The sequence below is a fragment of the Armatimonadota bacterium genome (assembly GCA_031459715.1).
Taxonomy (GTDB): Bacteria; Sysuimicrobiota; Sysuimicrobiia; order Sysuimicrobiales; family Humicultoraceae; genus Humicultor; species Humicultor tengchongensis.
The window spans coordinates 32491-48593 of the sequence record JAVKIA010000015.1 but is presented as its reverse complement, the minus strand read 5'-3'; the positions used below and the strand labels follow the sequence as shown (position 1 = coordinate 48593).

Here is a 16103-nt window from a genome sequence, read left to right as displayed (position 1 = left end):
TGCGTACAGGCGGTTGCTATACTGGTCCGGGTGATTTCCTGGTGACCGGGAAGCTGGTCCTCCTGGATACCAACGGTCTGGTCTACCGCGCCTTCTTCGCCCTCCCCTACTTCACCACCAGCGACGGCCGGCCGACCAACGCGGTCTACGGCTTCGCCAATATGCTGCTCAAGGTGCTGGAGGAGGAGCAGCCGGATTACGCTGCCGCCGCCTTCGACAGGCCCGTCCCCACCTTTCGGCACAGGGCCTACGCCGCCTACAAGGCGCAGCGTGAGCGCATGCCCGACGACCTGCGGCCGCAGCTGGCGCTGAGCAAGGAGATCCTGCAGGCCCTGCGCATCCCCATGTTCGAGATGGAAGGCTACGAGGCGGAAGACGTTATCGCCACCCTGGCCCGGCGCGCCGTGGCCGAGGAGATAGACGTCCTCATCGTGAGCGGCGACCTGGACCTGCTGCAGATCGTGCGGCCGGGTATCCGCGTCATGATCACCAGCCGTGGCATCACGGAGACCACCGTCTACGACGAGGCGGCCGTGCGCCAGCGCTTCGGCTTCGCTCCCGCCCAGCTCCCGGACTTCAAGGCGCTGAAGGGGGATCCCACGGACAACATCCCGGGGGTGCCCGGCATTGGTGAGAAGAGCGCCAGTGCGCTGGTGGCTCAGTTTGGTTCCGTGGAAGCGCTGCTGCAGCGGCTGGAAGAGGCACCCCCCCGGCTGCGGGAGCGGCTGGCCGCCCACGCCGCACAGATCCGGCAGAGCAAGCACCTGGCAACGGTGGTGGAGGTACCGCTGGCCTGGAGCTGGGAGGAGCTGCGGCGGCATCCGCCGGATCGGGAGCGGCTGACGGCCCTCTTCCGCGACCTGGAGTTCAAGACCCTCCTGGAGCGCCTGGGGACGGCACCGCCGCAGGCCCCACCGCAGGGGGAATACCAGGTGGTCAGCTCCCCGGAGGGGTTGCTGGCAGAGGTGCGCCAGCGGGGCGAGGCCGGCGTGGTGCTGGTGCACACGCCCGAGCATCCGCTGACCGCCACACTCACCGGGATCGCTGTCGCCGGGCGGGAGGGGAGGGCCCGCTTCCTGCCCCTCGACGGCCGGATCCCCAACGAGCTGGCGGCCTGGCTGGCCGATCCCTCGGTGCGCAAGGTCACCGGCGACGCCAAGGGCGACTACCACCTGCTGGTGCGCCAGGGCGTGCGGCCGGGAGGGTGGGACTTCGATGTGGCCCTGGCCGCCTACCTGCTTAACCCGGGGAAGCGGACCCACACCCTGCAGAGCGCAGCCTGGGAGTACCTGCACTGGCGGCTGGAGGGAGAGGGGGAGGAGGCGCTGCCGCTGCGCGGCCCGCAGCCGGCCTGCCGGGCGGCAGACGCTCTGCTCCGCCTGCGGCCGCTCCTGGAGGAGCGACTGCGGGAGCGGGAGCTTACCGGGCTGTTCCAGCACATCGAGATGCCGCTGACCGTGGTGCTGGCGGAGATGGAGCGTGCCGGGGTGAAAGTGGACATCCCCTGCCTGCAGGAGCTGGACCGGGAGCTGGTGCGGCAGATCGACGGGCTGGCCACCGAGATCTACCGGCTGGCGGGGATGGAGTTCAACATCAGCAGCCCCAAGCAACTGGCCTTCGTCCTCTTCCAGCGGCTGCAGCTCCCGGCGCTGAAGAAGACCAAGACGGGCCTCTCCACGGACCAGGAGGTGCTGGAGTATCTGGCCGCCCAGCACGAGATCGCCGCGAAGGTGGTGGAGTATCGCGAGCTGGTCAAGCTGAAGAACACCTACGTGGACGTCCTGCCGCGGCTGGTCGACCCCCGCACCGGCCGGGTCCACACCACCTTCAATCAGACTCTGGCAGCCACCGGCCGTCTCTCCAGCACCGAGCCCAACCTGCAGAACATTCCCATCCGCACCGAGGTGGGGCGGCGGATTCGCCGCGCCATCATCCCGGGCGACGGCGCCCTGCTGCTGGGCGTGGACTACTCCCAGATCGACCTGCGCGTCCTGGCCCACATTACCGAGGACCCGGGCCTGCTGGCCGCCTTCGCCCGCGACGACGACGTGCACGCGGTGACGGCGGCCGAAGTGTTCAACGTGCCGCGGGACCAGGTCACACCCGACCTGCGGCGGCGGGCCAAGACCATCGTCTTCGGCGTGGCCTACGGCATGAGCGAGTTCGGGCTGGCGGCGCAACTGGGGATCGGCAAGGCGGAGGCCAGACAGTACATCGAGCGCTACTATGCCCGCTACCCACAGGTGCGGGCGTATATGACCCGCATCGTGGAGCAGGCGCGGCGCGACGGCTACGTCACCACCCTGCTGAACCGTCGCCGCTACCTCCCCGACCTCTTCTCCCGCAACCGCGTGGTGCGCGAGGCCGCCGAGCGCACGGCCATCAACACCCCCATCCAGGGCAGCAGCGCTGACATCATCAAGAAAGCCATGGTGGAGGTCGCCCGGGAGGTGCTCCCCCGCCATCCGGCGGTGCGCCTGATCCTGCAGATCCACGACGAGCTGCTCTTCGAGGTGCCGGCGGCGCAGGTGCGGGAGGCCGCCCGGGCCATCCAGGAGGTGATGAGCCAGGCCTACCCGCTGAAGGTTCCCCTGAAGACGGAGGCCAGAGCTGGCCCCAACTGGCGGGACATGACGCCGCTATCCCCCTGATGGCCAGGGTCGTCGGGCTCACCGGCGGGCTGGCCAGCGGCAAGAGCACCGTGGCCGCCATCCTCCGCCAGCTGGGGGCGGTGGTTATCAGCGCCGACGCCCTGGCCCGCGAGGTGATGGAGCCGGGTACGGAGGCGTACCGGGAGGTGGTGGCCGCCTTCGGCCCGGGGGTCCTGCAGCCCGACGGGCGGATCGACCGTGCCCGCCTGGCCTCTTGGATCTACGCCGATCCGGCGGCGCGCCGTCGCCTCAACGAGATCACCCACCCGCGTATCCGGGTCCTGCTGCGCCGCGAGCTAGCCCGCCTGCAGCGGTGGCTACCAGCGGATGCGGTCATCGTCCTGGACATCCCCCTGCTGCTGGATACCGCGCCCCGGGACGCCTTCCCCCTGGAGGGGGTGATCGTCGTGGCCGTAGACGAGACCACGCAGCTTGCCCGTCTGTGCCGCCGTGAGGGGATCAGTGAGGAGGAAGCCCGCCAGCGTCTGGCCGCGCAGCGGCCGCTGCGGGAGAAGGTGGCGGAGGCCGACTGGGTCATCGACAACAGCGGCACGCCGGAAGAGACCCGCCGCCAGGTGGAGGCACTGTGGCGACGGCTCCGGGCCAGCCCCGCTGACCCCCGGGGAGGCTGACCAGGCAGAGAGGCCGATCGCCGCCCAGAGCCCGGCTAGCCCCGGCCCCGGCGGGCCAGCGCCTGTTCCCAGGCCCAGGCCACAGCCTCCTGCGGGTCCTGTGCCCGGCGGATGGGGTCGGCGGGTAGGCCCTCCCGGCGCACCTGCCAGGTGTCCAGTCCGACCACGGGCACACCCAGGTTCAATGCGTGCCCGATCTCCGAGAGGGTCCCGTACCCGCCGCCCACGGCGATGACCGCCTCGGCAGACCGCGCGATGATGACGTTGCGCGCTTCATCCATGCCCGTGGGGATGGGAATCGTCAGGTAGGGATTACCCTCCTCTGCGGAGGCGCTGGGCAGGATGCCGACGACCACGCCCCCTGCGGCGGCCGCGCCCCGCGCCGCCGCCTCCATCACCCCCGTCATCCCCCCGCAGATGAGAATGCCGCCCCGCCTGGCGATCTCCCGGCCGATGATTTCGGCCGCCTCAGCCAGGGGGGCGGACGTCTGCCGCTCCCCGATCACGGCAATGCGGATCGGTCGCTGCGGACGACCCTGCATCAGTTCCCGGAGGGGAAACTAGATCGGGCGGACGTTCGCGGCCTGAGGTCCCTTCTGTCCCTGTGTGATCTCGTACTCTACCTTCTGCCCTTCCGAGAGGGTGCGATACCCCTCCATCTGAATGGCCGAGTGGTGCACGAAGACGTCCTTGCCTCCCTCATCGGGTGTGATGAACCCGTACCCCTTCTCGGCGTTGAACCACTTAACGGTTCCCCTGGGCATACCTCTCCCCCGTCCTTTCCCGGACAGTCGGTCGTCCGGCCCCGTATGTTTCGCCAGGAGAGGGGCCCAACCCTACCGGCGGGCGGGGCTTAGCCATCCACCCCCAGGGGGTTTCCGCCCACCTCCGCCGGGTCCGGCAGACCCGGCGCCGGGGGAGGTCCAGGAGGGGCGCTCCACCCGGGTGCCCGATGGGGTGCTAAGATTGTTTTATGGCCGTGTTCAGGATGCTCACCGAGATGCAGCCCCGGGGTGACCAGCCCAAGGCCATCGAGGAGCTGGTGGCCAGCCTGCAGGCGGGAAACCGCTACCAGACACTGCTGGGGGTTACCGGCAGCGGGAAAACCTACACCATGGCCAGGGTGATCGAGCGGCTGCAGCGCCCCACCCTGGTCATCGCCCACAACAAGACCCTGGCCGCGCAGCTCTACAGCGAGTTCCGCCAGTTCTTCCCGGAAAACGCCGTCCGCTACTTCGTCTCCTACTACGACTACTACCAGCCGGAGGCGTACGTCCCACAGACGGACCTCTACATTGCCAAGGACGCCTCCATCAACGACGAGATCGACCGGCTGCGGCACGCCGCCACCAAGGCGCTGATGGAGCGGCGCGACGTCATCGTCGTGGCCTCTGTCTCCTGCATCTACGGCCTGGGCCGGCCCGAGGACTACAAGGAGGTCATGCTGCTGCTCCGCCGTGGCGAGCGGCGGACCCGGGAGGACATCCTGCGACGGCTGGTGGACATCCAGTACGAGCGCAACGACATCGACTTTGCCCGGGGCCGCTTCCGCGTGCGCGGCGACGTCATCGAGATCCACCCCGCCTACGAGGAGCGGGCGGTGCGCGTGGAGCTGTTCGGCGACGAGGTGGACCGAATCATGGAGGTCGACCCCCTCACCGGCGAGATCCTGGAGGAGAAGCCGGTGGTGGCTATCTGGCCGGCCAGGCACTGGGTGACCACAGAGGAGCGGCTGGAGCGCGCTCTAGGGACCATCGAGGCGGAGCTGCAGGAGCGGGTGGCCTGGTTCCGGGCTCAGGGAAAGCTGCTGGAGGCGCAGCGGCTGGAATTCCGCACCCGCTACGACATGGAGCTGCTGCGGGAGACCGGCACCTGCCCCGGCATCGAGAACTACTCGCGGCACCTGGACGGGCGGGCGCCGGGGGAGCGGCCGGGATGCCTCCTCGACTACTTCCCCCGGGACTTCCTCATGTTCATCGACGAGAGCCACGTCACCGTGCCGCAGATCAAGGGGATGCTGGAGGGAGACCGCTCCCGCAAGACCAACCTGGTGGATTACGGATTCCGCCTGCCCTCCGCCCTGGACAACCGCCCCCTCTCCTGGGAGGAGTTCGACGCGTTGATCAGCCAGGTGGTCTTCGTCTCGGCCACCCCCGGGCCGTTCGAATACGAGGTCAGCCAGAAGGTGGTGGAGCAGATCGTCCGTCCCACGGGGCTGGTGGACCCCTACGTGGAGGTGCGGCCGGCCCGCGGCCAGATCGACGACCTGATGGCCGAGATCAAGGCTCAGGTGGAGAAGGGGGAGCGTACCCTGGTCACCACGCTGACCAAGCGGATGGCCGAGGACCTCTCGGCCTACTTGCAGGAGATGGGCCTGAAGGTACACTACCTGCACTCCGAGGTGGAGACGCTGGAGCGGGTGCAGATCCTCAAAGACCTGCGCCTGGGTACCTACGACGTCCTGGTGGGGATCAACCTGCTGCGGGAGGGGCTGGACCTGCCCGAGGTGTCGCTGGTGGCCATCCTGGACGCCGACAGGGAGGGCTTTCTCCGCTCCGAGACCTCTCTGATCCAGACCATGGGGCGGGCGGCACGTCACGTCTCCGGCCGGGTGCTCCTCTACGCCGACGAGGTCACGGAGTCCATGCAACGGGCCATCGCCGAGACCAACCGCCGCCGGGAGATCCAGGTGCGCTACAACCAGGAGCACGGGATCACCCCCCGGTCCGTCACCAAGCCGATTCGCGACCTGATCGACATCCAGCAGGTGGCCGAGGAGATCGAGAGCTACCAGCCCTCTACGGAGGTGCTCACCGCCCAGGAGTTGATCAAGCTGGCGGAGAGCCAGCGAGGCAAGGTGCCCTGGGACGTGGCCCGCCTGCTGATGCTCTCCCCCCAGGAGCTGGAGCAGACCATCGAGGCGCTGGAACGGGAGATGCGCCGGGCGGCCGCCAACCTGGAGTTCGAGAAGGCCGCCGCGCTGCGCGATCAGGTGGCCGAGCTGCGCCGCGGGCTGGGAGAGCCCTTCTTCGCCACCGGCCTTCGCGGGGGGGGACGGCGGAGGGGCCCGCCGAGCGCCCGGCGGGGAGCGCGGCGGCACTAGGGCGCATTCAAGAATTCCTGGGCCGCGCGGCCCGAGGCCCTGGAAACTTGCGGCGGTGAACTTCTGGGGCGGGCTGGCGACGCCCGGAGGGATGGCGATGGGGCGGCAGACTCCCTCTCTCCCCGCGTCGTCTGGGGGTGAAGCGCCGGGGTCAGGGAAGGCGGTACGCGGAGAGGTCGCGGCCCAGGCCCAGGGCGAAGCGGTGGCGTGCGCGGACCAGCTCCTGCAGTCCCCCGCGAAGGATCTCCTCGGCCTGGTCCCGCGCCAGGGGTTGCAGGACCCGGCTGCCCCCGGGAAAGGTGACCGTTTCCACCGTCCCCTCCCCCCATCCGTCCACGCTCAGGCGAAGAAGCCTCGTCCTGTTGGCCGGCTGGCCGAACGTCTCCCACGTGATCGCCAGGAGATCCGGCTGCACCTCCAGGCGCCACCGTTCGGCACTGCGGGCCACCTCCAGGCTCTCCGCGAGGTCGGGGGTGGCCAGGGCGGCCAGGGTGTAGACCGTGGACCCGTCCGCCTCGTCCGCCCGCAGGATGAGGTCCGCCCCTTGCCGCAGTTGCAGGGCAATCCGCGCCGGGCCCCCGGTGAATCCGACAAGACCCAGAGCCTCGCGAGCCCTGTCCAGGAGCGGGGCCGCTGCGGCCTGGCGGCGGGCGACCTCCTCCGGAGCCGGAGGCGGGGGGACGCGCTCGCTGCCCAGGTAGACGTCCCAGAAAGCGGCGGCCCCGCCCGGCCCCGGCCGGATGACCAGGGCCGCTGCATCCGCCGGCCGCCGCGTGCGGGCCTCGACCAGGTCGGCCCCCGCCAGGGTGAGTACCACTTCCACGAACTCCGCATCCAGGCACGCCCAGCAGGCCAGCGTGAACCGCTGCTCGCCCGGGGGCCGCAGCAGGTAGGTGACCTCGTACCCCTCAGGCGCCAGGACGGCGGCCTGGCGGGCCTCCAACAGCCCCAGGCGGGAGGGGTCGACCACCACAGTGAGGGCGGCGGCGCGGCCGGGAGTCCCGAGGAGGATAACCAGCACCAGGGTAAGGAGGGCGCGCCGCATGGGGCGATCTGCGCAGCTGTTCGTCCGCGCGCCGGCCCAGTCCTCCTGCGGCGGCGTCTCCGCCGCCGCCATCTGCGGGCGGCGCGGAGACCAGGGCCCGGGGGTGCTGGAGGGCTGCCACTGGCGCCCTGAGACCTGACTGGACGGCGGCCCGGCAAGCTTGAGAAAATAATGACTTGAGTTCCTGAGCAGGGTCGTAGAGCGCCGAAGAGACCATGCCGCTGGACCGCATCATCGTGCGCGGAGCGCGCGAGCACAACCTGAAGAACATCACCGTGGAGATCCCGCGGGACAAGTTTGTCGTCCTCACCGGGATTTCCGGATCGGGCAAGTCCTCCCTCGCCTTCGACACCATCTACGCTGAAGGGCAGCGCAAGTACGTGGAATCGCTCTCCGCCTACGCCCGGCAGTTCCTGGGGCTGATGGAGAAGCCGGAGGTGGACTACATCGAAGGCCTCTCCCCGGCGGTCTCCATCGACCAGAAGGGCGCCCCCCGCAACCCCCGGTCCACCGTGGGGACCGTGACCGAGATCTACGACTACCTGCGGCTCCTCTACGCGCGGATTGGCCAGCCCCACTGTCCCAAGTGCGACCGGCCCATCGCCCGGCAGACCCGGGAGCAGATCGTGGACCGGGTGCTGGGGCTGCCGGAGAGGACGCGGATCCAGGTCCTCGGCCCTATCGTCCGCGGCCGCAAGGGCGAGTACCGGCAGCTCTTCGAGGACCTGCGCCGCCAGGGGTTCGTCCGGGTCCGCGTGGACGGCAGCGTCTACGACCTGAGCGAGGAGATTCCCCTGGACAAGAACCGCAAGCACAGCATCGAGGTCGTGGTCGACCGCATCGTCATCCACCCGGAGGTGAAGACCCGACTTGCCGATTCGGTCGAGACCGCTCTGAAGCTGGGGCAGGGGATTGTCTACGTCCACGTCCTTCCTGACGGCGGGGGAACAGGAGCGGGCCCGACGGCGAGTCACGAGGTCCCGGAAGCCGGAGGACCCCCCTCCGCGCCCTCCCGAGACGGCGACGAGCTGCTGGTCTTCAGCCAGCAGTTCGCCTGCACCGAGCACGGCACGGTGCTGCCGGAGATCGAGCCGCGGATCTTCTCCTTCAACAGCCCCTACGGAGCGTGTCCCACCTGCTCGGGGCTGGGCTTCAGGCAGGAGATCGACCCCGACCTGGTGCTGGATCGCGACCGCTCCCTGCTGGATGGGGCGGTGGTCCCCTGGGCCGAAAGTAGCAGCGACTACTACACCGAACTGCTGCAGTCCCTGGCCGCGCACTACCGGGTAGACATGAAGACGCCGCTGCGCCGCCTGCCCAAAGCCTTCATCGAGGTCCTGCTGCGAGGGTCAGAGGAGCCCATCCGCGTGCGCTACCACAACAAATGGGGAGCCCTGCGCGTCTACGACACCTACTTCGAAGGTGTGATCAACCAGCTGGAGCGGCGGTACAAGGAGACTGACTCCGAGTACGTCCGCGAGGAGATCGAGCGGTTCATGACCACGCAGCCCTGCCCCACCTGCCGCGGCACCCGGCTGAAGGCCGAGTCGCTGGCGGTACGCGTGGGAGGGCTGAACATCGCCCAGCTCACGGCGTTGACCATCCGCCAGGCGCAGCAGTTCTTTGCCGGGCTGACGCTGAGCGAGCGGGAGCAGCTCATCGCTCACCAGATCCTCAAGGAGATCCGCGCTCGCCTGGGCTTCATGGTGAACGTGGGGCTGGACTACCTGACGCTGGACCGCACCGCCAACACCCTATCCGGTGGGGAGGCGCAGCGCATCCGCCTGGCCACCCAGATCGGCTCGGGGCTGATGGGGGTCCTGTATGTGCTGGACGAGCCCAGCGTGGGCCTGCACCAGCGGGACAACAAGCGGCTGATCGCCACGCTGAAGGCCCTGCGCGACCTGGGCAACACCATCCTGGTGGTGGAACACGACGAGGAGACCATCCGCTCCGCGGACTGGGTGGTGGACATCGGACCGGGCGCGGGGGCGGAGGGGGGCGCTGTGGTCGTCAGCGGCACGCCTGAGGATGTGGCCCGCCACCCGCACTCCATCACCGGCCTCTACCTCTCGGGGCGGCGGAAGATTCCGGTGCCGGCGCGTCGCCGCCCGGGCAGCGGCGGCGCGCTCATCGTGCGGGGGGCGAGGGAGCACAACCTGAAGAACATCGACGTGCGCATCCCCCTCGGTCTCTTCGTCTGCATCACCGGCGTCTCCGGGTCGGGCAAGTCCACCCTGGTGGACGACATCCTCTACCGGGCGGCGGCTCATGCCCTGCACGGGACGCGCCTGCGCGCCGGGGCTCACGAGCGTATCGACGGCCTGCACCTGATCGACAAGGTGATCAACATCGACCAGTCCCCCATCGGCCGCACGCCGCGCAGCAACCCGGCTACGTATACCAAGACCTTCGACCTGATCCGGGATCTGTTCGCTCAGACGCCAGATGCGCGCATGCGCGGCTACAGGCCGGGCCGCTTCTCCTTTAACTTGCGCGGAGGCCGCTGCGAGGCCTGCGAGGGTGACGGGATCGTGCGCATTGAGATGCACTTCCTCCCCGACGTGTACGTTCCCTGCGAGGTCTGTCACGGCAGGCGCTACAACCGGGAGACGCTGGAGGTGCTCTACCGCGGCCGCAGCATCGCCGATGTCCTGGACATGTCCGTAGACGAGGCCCTGGCCTTCTTCGAGCACGTGCCGCGGATCCGACGGAAGCTGCAGACCCTGCACGACGTGGGCCTGGGCTACATCAAGCTGGGCCAGCCGGCGACCACGCTCTCTGGCGGAGAGGCGCAGCGGGTGAAGCTGGCGGCGGAGCTTTCCCGCCGGGACACGGGAAAGACCCTGTACATCCTCGACGAGCCCACGGTGGGGCTACACTTCGCCGATGTGGAGCGGCTCCTCCAGGTGCTGCACCGGCTGGTGGACGCGGGCAACACCGTGGTGGTCATCGAGCACAACCTGGATGTGATCAAGACGGCGGACTGGATCGTGGACCTGGGACCGGAGGGAGGGGAGCTGGGCGGTGAGGTCATCGCCGAAGGGACCCCGGAGGAGGTGGCCACGGTCCCCCACTCCTACACCGGACAGTTCCTGCAGCGCGTGCTGGGCGTGGGAACACCCGCGTCCCGCCAGCAGTCGACAGACGGGGCGCGGGTGCGCTCTTCCGCGGCGGCCCGCGGCCGGTCCCGCTAGTCCACCCCGGAACTTCGCGCCGCGACACGCCGGGGTCCCCGGCCGCACGTGGGCGAGAGTTCCCGGACACCCTTACGGGTGAGGGAGGGAGCGGTAGCAGATGCCCCTTGAACCCTTCGCCATGGAGCGCTGGCAGTCCACCTATGAGACGGAGGTGGCCTACAACCTCAGCGAGAGCGGGGTCATGCCGGTCACCCTGGCCTCGCTGGTGGACCACTCCTGGGTGCGGGAAGTGCTGGCCCGGCAGCCTCTGGGCTACGGGCACACGCGGGGCAGCCCGGAACTGCGCCAGGCCATCGCTGCCCTCTACCCCGGCGCCACCGCCGAGCACGTCCTGGTGACCAGCGGGACGGCCGAGGCCAACTTCCTGGCGACCTGGTGGCTGGTCCAGCCGGGAGACGAGGTCGTCCTGCTGTTGCCCAACTACATGCAGATCCCCGGGTTGGTGCGCGGTTTCGGCGGGCAGGTGCAGGCTTGCTGGCTGCAGGCGAACCGGGGGTGGCGGCCTGACCTTTCCGCGCTGGAGGCGGCGGTCGGCCCCCGGACCAAGGCGATCGTGGTGTGCAACCCCAACAACCCCAGCGGCGCCGTCCTCACCGTCGGGGAGATGGACGCAGTGGTGGGGGCCGCCGCCCGGGTGGGGGCCTGGATCGTCGCCGACGAGGTCTACCGCGGAGCCGAGGTGGTCGGCCCCCTCACCCCCACCTTCTGGGGGCGGTATGAGAGGGTGCTGGTGACCTGCGGCCTCTCCAAGGCCTACGGCCTCCCCGGCCTGCGCATCGGCTGGATCACCGGACCGCGGGAGGTCATCGCCGACCTTTGGGCGCGACACGACTACACCACCATCGGCCCGGCCTACCTAAGCGACATGCTGGCCCGCGTGGCCCTCTCCCCGCGCGTCCATTCCCGGCTGGCTCAACGGACCCGGCTGACGCTTCAGTCCAACCTGGGGCTGCTCTCAGCCTGGGTGGCCGAGCAGGAGGGACGCGTGGGATGGACGCCCCCGGAGGCCGGCGCCATCGCCATGCTCCGCTACCGCGCGCCGGTCAACTCCACCGCGCTGGCCGAGCGCCTGCGCACCGAGCAGGACGTTCTGGTGGTGCCGGGGGACCACTTCGGCCTGGACGGGTTTATCCGCGTCGGCTACGGGATGGACGCCCACGTACTCACCGAGGGCCTGCGCCGTATCGGCGCGCTGCTGGCCGCATACTGATATCATCAGGGCGTGGAGTCCTCCGCCATCGCCGAAAAGCTGAGGCTGCTGCCGGCGCAGCCCGGGGTCTACCTGCTGAAGGACGCCCTGGGCCGTGTCCTCTATGTGGGGAAGGCGGCGTCCCTGCGCAGCCGCGTGCGACAGTATTTTCAGGACAGCGCCTCCCGTCTCAGCCCGCGACTGGAGCACCTGGTCTCCCGCATCGCCGACATCGACTACGTGGCCACCGATAACGAGGTGGAGGCGCTGATCCTTGAGGTCAGCCTCATCAAGCGCCACCGCCCCCCCTACAACGTGCGCATGGCCGACGACAAGGCGTATCCCTATATCAAGCTGACCAATGAGCCCTTCCCCCGCATCATCATGACCCGGCGGGTGGTGCGCGACGGCGGTCGCTACTTCGGTCCCTACCCCTACCATGAGCCCAAGCTGGTGGGACGGACCATCCGCACCATCCGCAGGCTGTTCAAGCTGCGCACCTGCACCATCGAGATCACCCGGTCGCTTCCCCGTCCCTGCCTCGACTACTACATCGGCCAGTGCACGGCGCCATGTGTCGCCTGGGGGGCAGGGCCCGAGGAGTACGCCTCCCAGGTGCACCAGGCGGCCGCCTTCCTGGAGGGCAAGCAGCAAGACCTGCTGCAGGAGCTGCGGCAGCAGATGCAGGAGGCGGCGGACCGGAGGGAGTTCGAGCGGGCGGCGCAGCTCCGCGACCAGATCCAGGCTATGGAGGCGGTCTACGCCCGGCAGCGCATCGCCTCCGCCGGCCTGGAGGACCGCGACGTGGCCGCGGTGGCTCAATCCGGGGACGCGGCTTGCGTCCAGATGTTCTTCATCCGCGGCGGGCGCGTGCAAGGCCAGGAGCACTTCCTGCTGAGCGGCACCCAGGGCCTGGCCCGGGGGCAGATCCTCTCCCAGTTCCTCAAGCAGTACTACGAGGACGCGCCCAGCCTGCCGCGGGAGATCCTGCTGCAGGATCCGGTGGAAGATCAGGAGGTACTGACGCAGTGGCTGGCGCGGCGCCGCGGCGGGCCGGTGAGCGTGGAGGTGCCGCAGCGGGGCGACCGGCGCAGGCTGGTGGAGCTGGCTGCGGAGAACGCCGCGCTCTTCCTGCACCAGGAGCGCGCCCGCGGCGTGGGCGGGCCGGAAGGAGTGGCCCTGAAGGAACTGCAGGAGCTGCTCCGTCTGGAGACCATGCCCTTCCGCATCGAGGCCTACGACGTCAGCAACTTCCAGGCGGGGGAAGCGGTGGGCTCGCTCATCACCTTCGAAGGCGGTCGGCCGAAGAAGAGCGACTACCGCCGCTTCCGTATGAAGTGGACCCGGGGGCCTAACGACTACGCCATGCTGGGGGAGATGCTGCGGAGGCGGTTTGCCCAGGCGCGCCAGGAGCAGGAACGGCTGGATCGGGACGAGCCGCTGCGGCCCAAGTGGTCGGTGCTGCCCGACCTCCTGGTGATCGACGGCGGGCGAGGGCAGTTGAATGCCGCCTGCGAGGTGCTTTTTGAGTTCAACCAGACCATCCCGGCCATCGGCCTGGCCAAGCAGCAGGAGCTGGTCTTCACCCCGGACCGTCCCGAGCCCCTGGTGTTGCCCCGCGACAGCCAGGCGCTGCGTCTGCTTCAGCGCGTGCGCGACGAGGCGCATCGTTTCGCCCGAGCCTACCACCAGAAGCTGCGGGAGCGGCGGGTGGTCTTCTCCCTGCTCGATGAGATTCCCGGCATAGGCGAAAAGCGCAAGCGCGACCTCATCCGCCACTTCGGCTCGGTGCGCCGCGTCCGCCAGGCCTCGCTGGAGGAGATTGCGGCGGTGATCGGCCCCAAGATGGCCTCGCGGGTCGCCGCCTATCTCCAGGCGCACCCGGATGTGCGCGTCCGGGACGAGGCGCTGCGGTGACGCCGACACATCCCGGACCGGCCGTTGCCCTGCGCGGTCTGACCAAGTGCTTTCCCGCCCGCAGGCGGGACGGGGCGGCCGCCTCCCAGGTGGTGGCCGTCGACCGGGCTACCCTGGATGTGGCTCGGGGGGAGCGCCTGGGGTTGCTCGGGCCCAATGGCGCCGGCAAGACCACCACCATCCTCGTGTTGAGCACCCTCCTGGCGCCCACAGAGGGCACCGCCCTGGTGGAGGGATTCGACGTGCGGCTGCAGCCGCAGGCGGTGCGGCGGCGGATCGGGGTCCTGCTGGCGGGCGACCGCGCCGTCTACCGCCGCCTTACCGGGCGGGAGAACCTGCTGTACTTTGCCGAGCTCTATGGCCTCCCCAGGGCGGAGGCCAGGGCGCGCGCTGCCGCTCTGCTGGACCTGGTGGGCCTGGCGGAGCGCGCCGACGACCTGGCGGGCCGCTACAGCTCGGGGATGTGTGCGCGCCTGGCCCTGGCGCGGACCATGCTGCACGACCCCTCCGTCCTTCTGCTGGACGAGCCCACGGTAGGCCTGGACCCGCACGGGGCGCGCCTGGTGCGCGATCTGATCCTCTCCCAAAGCCGCGAGGGGAAGACGGTCTTGCTGGCCACCCATGACATGGCGGAGGCGGAACGGCTATGTGACCGCGTGGCCGTCATCGACCGGGGTCGGCTCATCGCCATCGACGCCCCCGGGCGTCTGAAGGCTGCGGTGGACGGAACGGAAGGGCGGCCGGTTACCCTTGAGGACGTCTTCTTCGCGCTGACCCGGCGGCAGCCGTGATCGCACGGCGGCGGGCTCGGCCGCTTCCCGTGCTGGTGATCCTGACGGGGCTGCTTGGGTTCTCCGCTGTGGCCGGGGTAGCCGTGGGGTCGGTGGCCGTCGACCCGCGCACCGCAGGGGCGGTACTCCTGCGGGCGGCTGGCGTCCCCGTGGCGGTGACCTGGCCCCCTGAGACCGCGGCCATCATCCTGGTCCTGCGCCTGCCCCGCGTGATCCTGGCTGGCGTGGTGGGGATGAGCCTGGCTGGCGCGGGCACGGTGTTCCAGGGGCTGTTCCGCAATCCGCTGGCCGACCCCTATATTATCGGGGTCTCCGCCGGCGCGGCCCTGGGCGCCACCATGACCATCGTGCGCGGCGGGGGCGCCGGGCCTGCGACCATCGGCACCGTCCCCATCGCCGCTTTCCTGGGGGCGCTGGCCGCCTCCTACGGCGTCTACCGCCTGGCCCGCCGCAACAGTGATGTCCCCATGGAGGACCTCCTCCTGGCCGGGGTGGCCATCGGCGCCTTCCTCTCCGCCATCATCTCCCTAATGCAGCTGGCCGGGGGGGAGAGCCTGCAGCGGGTCATCTTCTGGGTCATGGGCGGGTTCGCCGGGCGCACCTGGGCCCACATCGGCATGGCCGCGCCCTATGCAGCGGTGGGCCTGCTGGTGGCCTGGCTCTATGGCCGGGACCTTAACGTGCTGCAGGTGGGGGAGGAGGGGGCGCTGCTGCTGGGCGTGGACGTCCCCCGGGTGAAGCGCATCCTGCTGGCCTGCGGCTCGCTGATGGCGGCGGCCGCGGTGGCCACCAGCGGGCTGATCGGCTTCGTCGGCCTGGTCACCCCGCACCTGATGCGCCTGGTAGTCGGTCCCGACCACCGCGTCCTGCTCCCGGCTGCCGCCCTGGCTGGCGCCGTCACCCTGGTGCTGGCCGACCTCCTGGCGCGGACGGTGGTCACGCCGGGGGAGATTCCGGTCGGCGTGGTAACGGCGCTGCTGGGGGCGCCGTTCTTCCTTTACCTGTTGCTGCGGGGCCGCCGCCCCACGGCGTGACCTCCACGCCCTGCACAAACGCCGCACAGCCCCGGGCGATGGCCGCTCCCAGCGCGGCGTGGGTCTGGGGCCTGGCCAGCAGCGCCCGCTCCTCCGGGTTCGAGAGGAAGAAGCCCTCCACCAGACAGCTCGGCCGGGGCTGGCGCAACACGGCCAGGGCCGCAGTCCTGATGCCGCGGTTCCGCCGTCCCGGGAAGCGCTCCGCGACTGCATCCAGGATGAGAAGCGCCAGTTCCCGGCTGGCCGGATCGTGCTCCGGGCGGACCAGCACCTCGTACCCCTGCGCCTGGGAGCGCGCCGCCGCGTTGACGTGCACGGAGACGAAGAGGTCCGCTCCGGCCAGGGCGGCGACGCGGCGCCGCTCCGCCAGGGTGAGGGTGCGGTCGCTCTCTCGGGTCAGCACCACCCGGTGCGCCTTCTGCAGGGCCGCGGCCGCCGCCAGCGCCACCTGCAGGGTGACCTCCTTCTCCGCCAGACCGTCCCGCACGGCGCCGGGGTCCTCCCCGCCGTGGCCGGGGTCGAGACAGATGGTGCCCACGGG

13 protein-coding genes are annotated in these 16103 nt (G+C 70.0%); 9 read left to right on the top strand and 4 right to left on the bottom strand.

What is annotated here, in order from left to right; all coding sequences use genetic code 11:
- The first annotated feature begins 41 nt into the window (after positions 1-41).
- Both polA and coaE read left to right on the top strand, forming a co-directional pair.
- Positions 42-2651, top strand: a complete 2610-nt coding sequence (polA, locus tag QN152_07515) for a DNA polymerase I (protein MDR7539362.1) — start codon at positions 42-44, stop codon at positions 2649-2651.
- Entirely contained in the window at positions 2651-3283 is a 633-nt protein-coding gene (gene coaE / locus QN152_07510; protein ID MDR7539361.1) for a dephospho-CoA kinase, read from the top strand. The genes polA and coaE overlap by 1 nt, the downstream gene beginning before the upstream one ends.
- 35 nt (positions 3284-3318) lie before the next feature.
- On the opposite strand, the gene QN152_07505 is transcribed toward coaE, so the two are convergent.
- The gene (locus QN152_07505; protein MDR7539360.1) at positions 3319-3825 is read right to left on the bottom strand and encodes a TIGR00725 family protein; all 507 of its coding nucleotides are present in this window, start codon (positions 3823-3825) and stop codon (positions 3319-3321) included.
- An 18-nt stretch (positions 3826-3843) separates the two neighbouring features.
- A complete protein-coding gene (locus QN152_07500) occupies positions 3844-4047 on the bottom strand; it encodes a cold-shock protein (GenBank protein ID MDR7539359.1) in 204 nt (67 codons plus the stop codon).
- 209 nt (positions 4048-4256) lie between these two features.
- Here QN152_07500 and uvrB point away from each other — a divergent pair, with 209 nt between their 5' ends.
- Entirely contained in the window at positions 4257-6386 is a 2130-nt protein-coding gene (uvrB, locus tag QN152_07495; GenBank protein MDR7539358.1) for an excinuclease ABC subunit UvrB, read from the top strand.
- Between the two features lie 151 nt (positions 6387-6537).
- Here the strand turns inward: uvrB and QN152_07490 are convergent, their stop codons facing one another.
- Positions 6538-7431, bottom strand: coding sequence for a hypothetical protein (locus tag QN152_07490; protein MDR7539357.1), 894 nt, complete (start codon positions 7429-7431; stop codon positions 6538-6540).
- Between QN152_07490 and QN152_07485 the strand changes: the two genes are divergently transcribed.
- From QN152_07485 to QN152_07460, 6 genes are all read left to right on the top strand, one after another.
- Positions 7430-7570, top strand: coding sequence for a hypothetical protein (locus tag QN152_07485; GenBank protein MDR7539356.1), 141 nt, complete (start codon positions 7430-7432; stop codon positions 7568-7570). The two genes, QN152_07490 and QN152_07485, sit on opposite strands and share 2 nt — an antisense overlap.
- A 76-nt stretch (positions 7571-7646) precedes the next feature.
- Entirely contained in the window at positions 7647-10628 is a 2982-nt protein-coding gene (gene uvrA, locus QN152_07480; GenBank protein ID MDR7539355.1) for an excinuclease ABC subunit UvrA, read from the top strand.
- Between the two features lie 100 nt (positions 10629-10728).
- Positions 10729-11841 (top strand): aminotransferase class I/II-fold pyridoxal phosphate-dependent enzyme, encoded by a 1113-nt coding sequence (locus QN152_07475; protein MDR7539354.1) that lies wholly within the window; start codon positions 10729-10731, stop codon positions 11839-11841.
- Between the two features lie 12 nt (positions 11842-11853).
- Positions 11854-13737 carry an excinuclease ABC subunit UvrC gene (gene uvrC, locus QN152_07470; protein ID MDR7539353.1) on the top strand — a complete coding sequence of 628 codons (1884 nt, stop codon included), beginning with the start codon at positions 11854-11856 and terminating at the stop codon, positions 13735-13737.
- Positions 13734-14528, top strand: coding sequence for an ABC transporter ATP-binding protein (locus tag QN152_07465; GenBank protein ID MDR7539352.1), 795 nt, complete (start codon positions 13734-13736; stop codon positions 14526-14528). The genes uvrC and QN152_07465 overlap by 4 nt, the downstream gene beginning before the upstream one ends.
- The gene (locus tag QN152_07460; GenBank protein MDR7539351.1) at positions 14525-15562 is read left to right on the top strand and encodes an iron chelate uptake ABC transporter family permease subunit; all 1038 of its coding nucleotides are present in this window, start codon (positions 14525-14527) and stop codon (positions 15560-15562) included. The genes QN152_07465 and QN152_07460 overlap by 4 nt, the downstream gene beginning before the upstream one ends.
- Here the strand turns inward: QN152_07460 and QN152_07455 are convergent.
- Positions 15465-16100, bottom strand: coding sequence for an N-acetylmuramoyl-L-alanine amidase (locus QN152_07455; protein ID MDR7539350.1), 636 nt, complete (start codon positions 16098-16100; stop codon positions 15465-15467). The genes QN152_07460 and QN152_07455 overlap by 98 nt on opposite strands.
- Positions 16101-16103: the final 3 nt, after the last annotated feature.